At 43.3% G+C, this 12,684-nt stretch carries 11 protein-coding genes; 7 read left to right on the top strand and 4 right to left on the bottom strand.

Annotated features, from left to right (window positions below; translation table 11 throughout):
- Positions 1 to 7 precede the first annotated feature (7 nt).
- Positions 8 to 661, bottom strand: a complete 654-nt coding sequence (locus L0P88_RS21790) for a DUF6090 family protein (RefSeq protein ID WP_247131989.1) — start codon at positions 659 to 661, stop codon at positions 8 to 10.
- 462 nt (positions 662 to 1,123) lie between these two features.
- Between L0P88_RS21790 and L0P88_RS21785 the strand changes: the two genes are divergently transcribed.
- From L0P88_RS21785 to L0P88_RS21770, 4 genes are all read left to right on the top strand, one after another.
- Complete coding sequence (locus L0P88_RS21785) at positions 1,124 to 2,023, top strand: NAD(P)H-binding protein (RefSeq protein ID WP_247131988.1); 900 nt, start codon at positions 1,124 to 1,126, stop codon at positions 2,021 to 2,023.
- 8 nt (positions 2,024 to 2,031) lie between these two features.
- Entirely contained in the window at positions 2,032 to 2,937 is a 906-nt protein-coding gene (locus tag L0P88_RS21780) for a helix-turn-helix domain-containing protein (protein ID WP_247131987.1), read from the top strand.
- A 112-nt stretch (positions 2,938 to 3,049) separates the two neighbouring features.
- Positions 3,050 to 3,889, top strand: coding sequence for an SDR family oxidoreductase (locus L0P88_RS21775; protein WP_247131986.1), 840 nt, complete (start codon positions 3,050 to 3,052; stop codon positions 3,887 to 3,889).
- Between the two features lie 38 nt (positions 3,890 to 3,927).
- Positions 3,928 to 4,833 (top strand): helix-turn-helix domain-containing protein, encoded by a 906-nt coding sequence (locus tag L0P88_RS21770; RefSeq protein WP_247131985.1) that lies wholly within the window; start codon positions 3,928 to 3,930, stop codon positions 4,831 to 4,833.
- 52 nt (positions 4,834 to 4,885) lie between these two features.
- On the opposite strand, the gene L0P88_RS21765 is transcribed toward L0P88_RS21770, so the two are convergent.
- Genes L0P88_RS21765 through L0P88_RS21755 form a run of 3 tightly spaced genes read right to left on the bottom strand, consistent with a single transcriptional unit; the run spans position 4,886 to position 8,279 of the window.
- Positions 4,886 to 6,004, bottom strand: a complete 1,119-nt coding sequence (locus L0P88_RS21765) for a hypothetical protein (protein ID WP_247131984.1) — start codon at positions 6,002 to 6,004, stop codon at positions 4,886 to 4,888.
- Complete coding sequence (locus L0P88_RS21760; protein ID WP_247131983.1) at positions 6,001 to 6,885, bottom strand: sugar-transfer associated ATP-grasp domain-containing protein; 885 nt, start codon at positions 6,883 to 6,885, stop codon at positions 6,001 to 6,003. The genes L0P88_RS21765 and L0P88_RS21760 overlap by 4 nt, the downstream gene beginning before the upstream one ends.
- A 2-nt stretch (positions 6,886 to 6,887) precedes the next feature.
- Positions 6,888 to 8,279 (bottom strand): 7TM domain-containing protein, encoded by a 1,392-nt coding sequence (locus L0P88_RS21755; RefSeq protein WP_247131982.1) that lies wholly within the window; start codon positions 8,277 to 8,279, stop codon positions 6,888 to 6,890.
- Positions 8,280 to 8,542: 263 nt separating this feature from the next.
- On the opposite strand from L0P88_RS21755, the gene L0P88_RS21750 reads away from it, so the two are divergent.
- The 3 genes from L0P88_RS21750 to L0P88_RS21740 are packed head-to-tail and all read left to right on the top strand — an operon-like array spanning position 8,543 to position 12,661.
- Positions 8,543 to 9,055, top strand: coding sequence for an RNA polymerase sigma factor (locus tag L0P88_RS21750; RefSeq protein WP_247131981.1), 513 nt, complete (start codon positions 8,543 to 8,545; stop codon positions 9,053 to 9,055).
- A 56-nt stretch (positions 9,056 to 9,111) separates the two neighbouring features.
- On the top strand, positions 9,112 to 10,032 hold the full coding sequence (locus tag L0P88_RS21745; RefSeq protein ID WP_247131980.1) for a FecR family protein: 921 nt from the start codon (positions 9,112 to 9,114) through the stop codon (positions 10,030 to 10,032).
- Positions 10,013 to 12,661 carry a carboxypeptidase-like regulatory domain-containing protein gene (locus tag L0P88_RS21740; RefSeq protein WP_247131979.1) on the top strand — a complete coding sequence of 883 codons (2,649 nt, stop codon included), beginning with the start codon at positions 10,013 to 10,015 and terminating at the stop codon, positions 12,659 to 12,661. Before L0P88_RS21745 ends, L0P88_RS21740 begins: the two co-directional genes overlap by 20 nt.
- Positions 12,662 to 12,684 lie beyond the last annotated feature (23 nt).

The raw sequence follows: 12,684 nt of genomic DNA, 5'->3' as shown, positions 1-12,684 counted from the left end.
TTCCCCTTTAATCCAAGGACTGCTCCAGAACCAACAAAAGCGCTTCACAGCTATCCATGCCAATTTGTGCGGCCTCTTTTTTTTCATTCAAAGTCGTTAGCAACGCCCGGATGATATTCTTTAGTCTTGACCGATCCAGAAAGGGAAGCTCACCCTTGGCGAACTTATCATAGTCGGCATAGTTTATCATATAGTTTCCCAAATAGTCCCGAATCAAGCTTCGATGCTTCAGATAAATGTCCTGAACAGTTTCATAATTTGCATAATGGCGCTGGATGGCAGTTTTGAGCTCAAAATCATCAAGCAACTTTAAATCCCCTGAATTGATCAAGGTTCTGTAGGTGATATTCTCTGGATTGAATGACTCATACTTTAATACCTCAAAGGCCATACCCAAAAGCTCCAGGTTTTCTTCGGATTCAGCATTCAACAACTGTATCATTTGATTGCAGATTGTAATTTTAGTCTCAATTGCCAAACTGTTCTTTGCCAACTGCTCCTTGTCCATGGCGATATCGCTCCTAATGTTCTTCATGTATTCCTTAAGCAAACGTTTGTTCTTGATATTATCGGAACATTTGTTCATGCTAAAGGCAATCGTTATTCCAATTATTACAATAAGTATTTCCCGTAGGGTGTATTTAAGATTATTTCTTTCCATTTTTTTGATTCCTACTAATCGTTTATTTGAACTATCGGTTTTAAAACAGATTTGGAATAATCACATTGAATAGCAATTGGTATAAAATAACCCCTACCAAAATTCCGATGGCGAAGGCCCTCCAGTTTTTTTTCTTTTTGTTGTCCATTAGATTATTTTTTGAAGGGTTTTTGTTCTGATGTAGTGACCCTAGCATATTTAAAACCATGACAATAGTTTATTTTATGTCATAAATTAAATGAATTAATTCGTACGATGAAATAAACTTTTTGGAAGTATTGCACACGGATTGATTATTTCAAAAGTTCCCTAAAAGGGCCCTTTTTTGAACAATGGCGTATTTTACGATCCTTCCCTGCACTAAGAATACAAAAACCAATATTTGAACACAATGAACGTATATTTCGGCACATAAAACTCCTTTCCCAAACCGAACTTTGTACGTATTAAAAACAAAAGCACATGAAAATTACACTTACAGGGTCTTTGGGGCGAATTGGGACACCTTTGGCCCAAATACTGATTAAAGAAGGACATCATGTTACCGTAATTAGCAGTACGCCTGCAAGAAGAAATGAAATAGCGGAATTGGGGGCAGTGGCGGCCATTGGAAAACTACAGGATATCGATTTCTTGGCTTCCAGTTTTACAGGAGCGGATGTGGTATATACGTTGACTCCTCCAGCGAATTATTTTGATCATGACCTTAATTTGCCCGCCTATTTCAAAGAACTTGGAAATAGTTTTGCGGAAGCCGTTCGAAAAAGCGATGTCAAGCGTGTGGTCAATCTCAGTAGTATAGGTGCGCATTTGAATGAGGGTAATGGTATATTGAAAGGTACCTATCATGTAGAGCAACGCCTGGACCGTTTACCCGAAGACGTGGCAGTCACCCATATAAGACCTACGGAGATCTATTACAACTTATTCCAGTTCGTGCCTTTGATAAAGGAACATGGGATTATGGGAAGCAATCTGGAAGAAGATAACGTCAATGCATGGGTTTCCCCTATGGATATCGCCGCTTGCACTGCCGAAGAAATCAATGTCGTATCATCTGGAAGAAAGGTTCGTTACATTGCCAGTGAAGAGTTGACCTATGGTGAATTGGCGGGCATATTGGGCGCAGCCGTTGGCAAGCCAAACCTAAAATGGGTAATGATTACGGATGGGCAGTTGTTGCAAAGTCTGGAAAGTGCGGGAATGCAACCGGCAATTGCCCAGGGAATGGTGGAAATGTATGCTGCCATCCGCAGTGGATTATTGTATGAAGATTATAACTTGCACAGGCCCCATATCTTTGGCAGTGTCAAAATGAAGGATTTTGCCCAAGAGTTCGCGGTGGTCTACCATCAAAAATAAGAGGTACCATGCAACCGTATAGCATAAAAACTATTGGCCAATACCATAACTTTCGGGGACTTCCCGGACCGTCGCATCCATTGATCAGTGTCTTCCGTATTGAGGAGATCAACAAGCTCAGGGATGATGAGCCCGAGCATATCGTACAGGACTTTTATTCCATCGCACTGAAAAAAAATGCGAGTGGTACCTTGGTCTATGGGCAGCGGGAGTATGATTTTGACAAGGGCAGTATGTTTTTCATTGCGCCGAACCAAGTGTATTCCATTCGAGGAACAAGGGACCTGACCCATTCGGGGTGGCTTTTGCTCATACATCCCGACCTCTTTTGGGACACGCAACTATCATCCAAAATCAAGCAATTTGAATACTTTGGGTATGCGGTGAACGAGGCACTCCATCTGTCCGAAAAAGAGGAGGAAACCATAGTAGGGGTATTACGGGGCATCCGGGAAGAATGCCGCTCAAACATTGATAATTTCAGTAAACCGGTCATCATCTCACGTATTGAGACCTTGCTGAACTATGCCAATAGGTTCTACCATCGCCAATTCCTAACGCGGGAAAAGGAAAACCATCAAATCCTGGTCCGCTTGGAAAAAATTCTGAGTAATCATTTCAACAAGGGAGACTTGGCCAGCAAGGGTTTGCCCACGGTTCTGGACATTTCAGGTTCCTTGAACGTCTCCCCAAATTATTTGAGCAGTCTGTTAAAAGTGCTGACCGGAAAAAGCACCCAACAACATATACAGGACAAGCTCATAGAGCAGGCCAAGGAAAAATTGGCCATAAGGGAATCCTCTATCAGTGAAATCGCATTCCAGTTGGGATTTGATTATCCACAGTCGTTCAGTAAGTTCTTTAAATCAAAAACCAACCTCACTCCTTCCGAGTTTAGGCAATCCTTCAATTGACCGTTGGTATACATCCCAAAGTAGATTTGACTATCCATTTCCAGGATTTGGAAAGATTTTGATCACCGGAATCGATAATCTTTGTGATGTAATTTTTAAACTTTAATACAATATGGATTCAAAAAAAGTATGGTTCGTCACCGGGGCATCCCAGGGCCTGGGGTTACACTTGGTCAAAAAACTTTTGGACAGTGGATACTGGGTTGCAGCTACTTCCAGAAACAAGCAGGCATTAATTGAAAGCGTAGGTAAGAAAAATGAAGATTTCTTGCCGATGGCAATGGACCTGGTTCAGAATACCAGTGTCAAACAGTCCATCGAGGAGGCTATAGCTCATTTTGGGACAATAGATGTTGTGGTCAACAATGCCGGCTACAGTCAGATCGGGACATTGGAGGAACTGACGGACCGGGAAGCAAGGAACAACTATGATGTAAATGTGTTCGGTGCCCTGAACGTGATTCGTAATGTGGCACCTTTTCTGAGAGCACAGCAATCAGGACATATTTTTAACATTTCGTCCATAGGAGGTTATGTGGGGAACTTTGCAGGTTTCGGTGTCTATTGCTCCACAAAGTTTGCGGTGGCGGGCCTAACGGAGGCTCTTTCCGAGGAAATGAAACCGTTTGGTGTACACACCACTTTGGTATACCCCGGTTATTTCAGGACCAGTTTTTTGTCCAAGGGCTCGGTAAAGACACCATCGAATCCCATCGACACGTACAAAGCTGCTCGCGACATGGAACAGGCCCATTTGAACGATATAGATGGAAACCAGCCCAACGATCCTGAAAAGGCAGCAGAAGTATTGATGCATTTGAGTGAACAGGAAAACCCTCCCGTACATTTCTTTATGGGAGAAGATGCCTATCAATATGCCGGCATGAAAATAGAAGCCATTCAAAAAGCTATGGAGAACAACAAGGTTTTGGGTACGTCAACGGGTTTTTAGAACTTTATTCCCGTGGTCCATCACCGCAAAATATGAATATGTACCGATTCAAAACCATAAGCGAGTTTCACCAATATGGCAATGTACCTATGCCGGAACATCCATTGATCAGCTTGGTGGACTATGGAAAGGTGGCTTATCCGGTCGAGGACCATCAAATTAAATGGGTGCAGGAGTTTTATTCCATTGGCCTCAAACGAAACGTAAGCACTAAGTTCAATTATGGACAACAGGTATATGATTTTAACGAGGGGGTATTGACATTTGTCGCTCCCCAACAGGTTCTTACCCTGGAAGTCGACCAAAATATAAAGACCGAGGCATCCGGTTGGCTCCTGCTTGTCCATCCAGATTTTTTTTGGGGCACTTCCCTGGCAAAGACCATCAAGAACTATGATTTCTTCGGCTATGCTGTTAATGAGGCGCTTTTTCTTTCCGAAAAAGAGGAAAGAATAATCGATGATCTGTTGCGAAACATCCAAAGGGAGTACCAATCCAATATGGACAAGTTCAGTGAAAATATCATTGTTTCCCAAATGGAGTTGCTGCTCAATTATGCGGAACGCTTTTACGAACGACAATTCCTTACCCGTAAAAAAACCAATCACCAAGTTCTGGCAAAACTGGAGGAGGTATTAAACGGTCATTTTAAGGAAGAAAACACGCTTTTTAAGGGAATCCCGACAGTTGCGGAGATTGCTGAGCACCTGAATCTTTCCCCTAACTACCTGAGCGCATTATTGAAGGCGGTGAGTGGGCAGAGCACCCAACAGCACATCCACAATAAATTAATAGCGATTGCCAAGGAAAAATTGTCCACCACGGAACTCAATGTAAGTGAGATTGCCTTTGAACTGGGTTTTGAACACGCAACGTCATTTTCCAAATTGTTCAAGAGCAAGACGAATATTTCACCCTTTGCCTTTAGGCAATCCCTAAATTGAAAGCAGGTATCAACCCTTGACAAAAGTGAGGAATTTAGGTACGCTGAAAACATCACAATTGCCATAGCAACCCAACTCCAGCGTATTGGTTGGTATAGCCCCGAAACGATCGTGAGGCCAGATCAACGGTATTGGTCTCCCGAAAACGGCTGTAAGTCGTACCTGTAAACAACAACCCCTTTATGGGCAGTTGATGTTCAAACCGTAGGAACATATCGGTGTATTTGTATTGTAGCCTCTCCCCTTCTGCCCCTGGTGCAGTAATAACACTATAGTTCCGTATAAAATGCTTGATCGTTGCACTGATCTTTGTCTTGTCGTTAGCAAAGCGTAAACGCAATCCCGGACCATATTGATTAAAACCAGACCGATTTTCGAGTCGGTCAAAGCGCCCATAATAGGTCATTTGCGGTTCAAGCTCCAGATTGCCGCCCAAGGGCAGTTCATAAAAGGCCATAATCTTGGCATAGTCCCAATTACGCTGCCCATTTTGTGGGGTATCTTCCGCATTGAACGTGTCATATAACCTCTTTTTATAATAAGCGGTAAAGCCAAAGGCATGTTCATAACGTCCAGGCCTAAATTCCTGCTTGGTGGCCAATCGCAGCCCATATGCATTAAATTGAAGGTCGCGAATGCCATACGCATCAAAATTCTTGAAGTTATAAAAGCCCTCCACCGTTGTTTTGTTCTTTTGTAGCGGCTCGAAGGCAATCCCTGCGGAGCCCCCGTAATTGCTATACCCCAAAGGGTTCACCAGAATATCCTGTGCGCCGTCCAATCCCTCTCGGTTCATTCGCTGAAAATTGACCTCACCCAAAAGCTTCGTTTTCTTGGACAGCTTGTAGTCGTATTTCATCGCTACATCCAAACTCCAATAACTATCCGAACTGTTTTCCTGAAATATGCGGGCAAAGGGAGTCACCGAAGCACGAAAACGATGCCCCTTCCACTTGTAACGGTAATCATAATCAAAGAAGACATCCAGATAACCGCTACTGGCAATCAGATCATCTTCATTTAAAAGGGAACCATTGACCAATAATTGGTCGGGGCCCTTAAAATAGTTGTATTCGTAGCCGGTTTGGCTACCTGCTTCAAAACGATGTCGTTCTTGGGGGAAACATAAGGTACTTGCCAGCACCAGAATGAGTGAAATTGCATTTTTCATAACTTTATTTTATAGGTTTTTTGTGATGCCGATTGTAATCCACATTGATTGACCAGCTGAATTCCTAAACCAGGGCGCACGTTGACTTCCATGATTTGGGGTCCTTTGACCTTATCAATGACCAGATCGATACCCAGATACTCCAGGGGAAAGGCCTTGGCCGTTTTTTTGGCGAGTTGCAACATGGTAAACCAGTAAGGGATTCTTTTTCCATGCACCTGGGTTATATTATCCGGATGGTGATCTGAATACGATTTGCCGTTATATACTTTTGTCAAGGTGCCGTTTTTCATGTCAACCCCAATACCTACACCCTTTTGATGCAGATTGGCCTTTCCGTCGGATTTAGAAGTGGGCATGCGAAGCATGGCCATTAAAGGCTCTTCTTTTAGCGTAATGATTCTGAAATCAGGCACTCCCCTATCATATATCTCAGCAAAAAACGGATGTGGCACAATACACTCCTCAATCAAACACACATCGTTGGAAGCCATGGAAAATAAGCCGGAAATAATACTTGTGATATGATGGAATATCTGCGAATCGGTCAAGGTCCTACCACTACTCTGCCATTGACCATCCTTGTTCTTCCTTAGGATTTTGATGCCCCCGCCCCCACAGCCTTTTGCCGGTTTAAGAACCAAAGTTTCTTGGCACTGCAAGCTTGCCCATATGGCCTTGATTTGGCTGATACGCTCAATGACCGCATAGGTGCGGGCACAGGCAATATGGTTTTTGTGCAGAATCATCTTGGTCTTCACCTTATCATCTGCCATCGCATAGTGTTTGCGTTGATTATGTGGGTATATAAATTCAATATTGCGACGATTGAGGCCAATCACCCCCTTGGGGTTGTTGATCTGGAATATCTTCTTTAACATAGCTAGGCGATTTTGGAATTTAATAAGGGTTTAAATCTTAAAAGCTCGGTCCATCTAAGGCCCACATACCGACCCAATACCATGCAAGCACTGATGACCAACAACAAAAGTTCCGGGAACAGGATCAGAATGGCATCCAATCCTTTTATTGAAAAGAGCAAAAAACAAATACCTACCGCTAATAGGGTCTGTACCAAGGTGCCGGTCGCTTTTTGAAATCCGTCCTCCACGATCAATTTTGAAAACCGTTCCGCTGATATGGTCAAGATGATGGTAGGGAAAAGTGTTAAGGAACTCAACCAGGCAATTCCAGAGGAAATGCCCAAGTAATTTCCCAAGGCCATAACCAGGACCATAAGGGTCAATGAAATGACCAATTTTGGGGTATGGAGCAACCCTAAAGCATCAAAAGGACGGGTAATGAACCCAACAAATAGAATCAAAAAAAGAAATAGCGCCATCCCGGTGACAAGACCTGTTTCCAATAAGGAAAAGGCAATTAAAACAGGCAGGAACACTCCAAACGTACGTATGCCCACAATATTCCGAAGCAGGGCAACCATCAAACCTCCCAGGGGAAGCATCAGTAATAAAAACAGGTTCTTTTTTGAAATGGATTTGTTTTTGACCAAACCCCATAAGGAGAACGTCGTCACTTTTTTCACCTCTTCAGCTTCCTCGTTAAGCATTGGTAAGGATTCCTGTCTGTTGATTTCATAGGAATAATCGAATTGTATCCCTGGGCTGTGGGTAATTAAAAAAGCATCCCCTTGGTACAGCTCGAGGTAATTGGCAGGCAAATAGGCAAAATGTCCGTTCAGGGCATCAAAAGGGACCCAAACGCCATTGATGAAAAGCTCCGTCCAGGCATGGGAAGTGCGTTTATTCGATTCCTTTAAGATAATACCTCCCTTAATGCGGGCCGGATATCCCAAACTTCTGGCCAACGCTACCAATAAACGACTTTTGCCGTTGCAGGAAGCCTCATTACGCTCCAAGGCACTCAGTGCATCCGTGAGTGTAATGATGGGCGCGGAGGGAATATGGTGAACATAGTTGAATAATGCTTGAATGGTTTCCCGGTCCGAAGAGGTGCCCTGCTTTAAATTTCTTGCCAACTGCTTAATTTGTGATGCTGTAGCCTGAATGTTCTTGGTGGCGACCAAATAGGATTCCATTCCACTTGGATAGGGTTTAAAGTTTTGGGGCAATCCGAAAATTTGGCCCTTGCCCCTGAACAAAAAGGAATAGCTAACACTTTCATAGGTATTTTCAACTTCGGTCAACCAGTGGCCCCTAAGGTTCGGACCCTCGGCCAGTGTTGTAAACTGTATATGCCTGGGCAGCATGTTCTTCTGCCCCTTAATTTGTTGTCGGACATTGTTCTTTGGCAAATAGGCTTTGATAAAAGTGCTCCCCGAATCAGTCTTAAAAAAAACCGATAGGTAATGTGGTAGCTTTCATCGGCCTTAAAGGAATTTTCATGTTTGGACAACAAATTGGTTTTGTACAATACGGAAAACAACGCCATTAGACTTAACCCAACAAGGATGAACTTAAATTGCTTTGGGACATTCATTACCAAGATTTTTTTAGTTTTGATAGTAGAACAGGATACTTTGAATTCACCCCACCCCCCTAACAAAAAAATCTTTTCATGAACCAAAGCGAAAAGTCTGTTTGTGACAAAAGGGTTTTTAATGAACTGTTCGATTTGAACTCGGAGTCCCTTCGGAATTACCTTTACTATCAGTGCGGTGACTTACAACAGGCGGAGGATTTGGTGCAGGATGCTTTTATCAAATTGTGGAACAATTGCAAAAAGATTTTATTTGGGAAAGCCAGGGGTTTTCTTTTTAAAGTGGCCAAAAATGCATTTTACAATCAAGTGGACCACCAAAAGGTGGTGTTGAAATATGCCAAGCAGTCAACGCAAGGCCTGAATACGGAAACCCCTGAATTTCAATTGGAGGAAAAAGAGTTTCTGGAGCGATTGCAAAATGCCATAGCAGATTTGCCCGAAGGACAACGGGAGGTTTTTTTGTTGAACCGAATGGACCAAATGACCTATAAGGAAATTGCCGGGTTTTTGGGGGTGTCCCAAAAGGCAGTGGAAAAACGGATGCACAAAGCATTGGTGAAACTGCGGAAGACCATGAAAACTATTTAATATGGGGGTAGGGTAAAAAAAGAACAGCCTGTTCCCTAGATAGATGCAACAAAATTATGTTTGAGGAAAAAGATGATACCATAATGGCCCGTTGGCTCTCCGGAGAGTTGACCGAAGCTGAGCGTACGGAGTTTGAGGCATCATCTGAATATGAAGAATATCAGCGCCTGGCGAAGGGATTAAAGGCTTTCAAGAAGCCTGATTTTGATAAAGAGGCACTTCGTGAACGCACCTGGAAGGAAATTGAAAATCAAAAACCCGTCAAAGTCATCCGATTAAGGGGGTTCTACTATGCCGTAGGAATTGCGGCGTCAATCTTGGTGCTTTTTGGTCTCTTTTTCAGCAAAGTGACCTACACTACCACTGTAGGGGAAAAAATAACGGTTGCTTTACCGGATGGCACAAAAGTAAGTCTAAATGCACAATCGAAATTATCCCATAGGCGTTTCTTTTGGATGGACAATAAAGTAGTAAGCCTGAACGGAGAGGGCTTCTTTAAAGTGACCAAAGGTGAAGGCTTCAGTGTCAATACCGAATCTGGCACCATTAACGTACTTGGCACAGAATTCAATGTCAAGGCGAGGCCCTCGTCCTTTGAATTGTACTGTTATGAAGGAGAAGTGCGATATGAAAATGATATCGAGCAACAAGAAGCGTACTTAAGTGCTGGAGATGCCGTTCAGTTAAAAGGGAAGATTTTGTTGGAATTTAAGCATGGGGATACCCGTCCGTTGTGGCAAAACGGTATGAGTCGTTTTTCCAATACCGAACTTCCAATCGTTATGAAAGAATTGGGCACCTACTATGACATCTCGTTTGATTTTACGCCTGGGATGATTCAAGGCCATTTCACGGGAACCTTTGTACACGATGATCTGGAAATTGCCCTTAAATCCGTTTTCGTTCCCATGGGTATTACCTATGAACTCAGTAAGGACAAAAAAACCGTTTTTTTACATGTTCACGAACGGCAATAAGCTTCTTTCCTTATTTTTCTCGTTATTTTCCTTACTCACGGTCTCCGCTCAGCAGACCGTCCAAGTAGCATATCGGGATACCCCGCTGAAATTGGTATTGCAGGATTTGGAACAAAAGACGGGATTGCTCTTTTCGTTTTCGGATGAACTCGTAGCCGATAAATCCATTACGAAAAAAGCCAAATCCATCAAAGTTGATGACCTGCTCACTTTTTTGGGCAAGACTACCTTGCTCAGCTTTGAGCGTATTGGGGAAAACCAGGTTATCGTCAGCGTGCCCAACAATCGTATTTCGGTTTGCGGCTATTTGTTCGATAGGATTACCAAGAAAGCCCTCCCCTATGCCACTATTATCATCAAAGGGACCACCAAGGGGTTTACTTCTAACGAAAACGGGTATTTCGCCATAGAAAATGAAAACCTGACCAAGGGAGTGTTGTTACAATATATTGGGTATACCAGTGAATTGTTATTTCCTTCGGACTTTAACAAAAACAGTTGTACGAATTTCTTTTTGAATCCCAGGGCCGAATCCCTCAGGGAGGTGGTGGTAAAGTCCTATCTCATACAAGGTATCGACAAAAATACAGATGGGTCTTTGGCCCTAAATCCAAGCCAACAAGGCTTATTGCCCGGCCTGGTCGAATCGGATATTTTTCAATCTTCACAATGGGTGCCGGGAATCACGAGCATAAACGAAACCGTTTCCGATATTCAGATCAGAGGGGGGTCAGCCGACCAAAACCTTATTTTATATGACGGGATTAAAATGTACAATACGGGTCATTTCTTTGGTATGATTTCTATATTCAATCCCAATATCACGACTGGGGCCACCATTTTTAAGGGAGGCGCCAGTGCTGAATATGGCGACCGCATATCCGGGGTGATCGATATCCAAGGAGAAACCCAAGTGCCTCAAAAAACAACTGCAGGCTTGGGGGTCAATGGCACCCAGGCAGACGCTTTTGTCAAGACCAGGTTGAGCGAATCCGTAGGTTTGGTCCTTTCGGGCCGGCGCTCCTATTCGGATATTGAAGGATTGGGCACTCCTACCTTTGACGCTATTTCTGAAAAGGTTTTTCAGAATACTATAGTGGTGAGTGATGCCACGGGTCAGGTGATTGACAGTGAAGAGGATGGGGAAACCCTGGTTGATGGTGAGGAAATCTTTTCTTTTTATGATGCAAATCTAAAGCTTATAGTAAAGCCTTCCGAAAACGACAGTATCTATGTGAGCGGACTGCTCACCAATAACGATCTTGACTTTCGCCTGCTTGATGATGAGAATCAATCCCAAGATGCCCTGACCACCGAAAACCAAGGTTTGAGCTTTAATTGGAGGGGCGTAAAGGCCCATAAATGGCATCACGGCATTAGTGGATATTATTCCTATTACGATAGTCGGTATCGAAATCAGTTTTTCGATGGACAGGATTTGACCGAGGAAAACCTACGGAGAAATTCAGTGACCGATTATGGACTCGATGTGAACTTCGCTTATGATTTCAACAAAGGGAATACACTAAAACTGGGGTATCAAATCTCGAGGAACGAAGTTTTCTATCAGCTCTTTCGTGACGAATTGGGAATGGAAGACATAGCGCCCGATGACAATGACGAAGAAGGCGTCGAATCTGCTGATGAACGTGATTTCAATGAAGTCTCGGACCGAAAAAACAACTCCAATTCATGGTATGCCACCTATTACTGTAGAACAAAAAACAAGGGTTTTATCAGCCTTGGGCTTCGTGCAACCACATTTTCCATAGTAAATGGATGGTATGTTGAACCTCGGGCAAATATCGAATACCCCATAGGTAAGTCCATACGACTCAAGCTGACCGGGGAAAAAAGATTCCAGACCGTTAGCCAATTGGTGGAATTTGATGATACGCGCTTGCGCCTTCAAAGTGGCATATGGACATTGACCGACAACGATGAATTTCCATTGTTGGAGAGTGAGCAGTTTTCTGCAGGGATTTTGTTGGACTCCAAAGGGTGGACCATTGATTTGGACGGCTATTTGAAAAGGATTGCGGGACTTACCTCTTTTACCAATGGGTTCACCAGCGCTTCCGAAGAATATTCACAAGGTACCAGTGATGTTCTTGGTGTGGATCTTTTGATCAAAAAACAATGGGCGAATTATCGTATTTGGCTGGGATACACCTATAATTCAGTGGACTATCGCTTTGATGAGTTGGCCAATGGTGCGTTTCCTGGAAATAACGACATCACCCATAATGTAACCCTTTCAAACACTTATGAAAAGGGAAACTGGCGCTTTTCAATGGGATGGAATTTCAGGACAGGTGCCCCTTTTACTCCGGTATCTGGGTTCAATTCCGTTGAGGGCGATATTGAATTTGGCGCTATCAATAGTCAACGTCTTCCCAATTACCATCGTCTGGATGTTTCCGCGCAGTACCAATTTAAATGGTCTTCCCGAAAAAGTCATCGAGGAACCTTGGGGGTAGCCCTACAAAATATCTATTCGCGCCAAGTACCCCTCTCGGTATTTTACCGTGTTGATGAAAATCCTGAGACCGGACTACAGGAAATTGATCAATTGGAGCAGTTGACCTTGGGGTTTACTCCCAATTTCTTAATGCGTTTTTATTTTTAGGAGTCAGTACAGGTTCACCCTCT

This window comes from Muricauda sp. SCSIO 64092, from assembly GCF_023016285.1.
Classification (GTDB): Bacteria; Bacteroidota; Bacteroidia; order Flavobacteriales; family Flavobacteriaceae; genus Croceivirga.
This window is presented reverse-complemented; position numbering and strand designations above follow the sequence as displayed.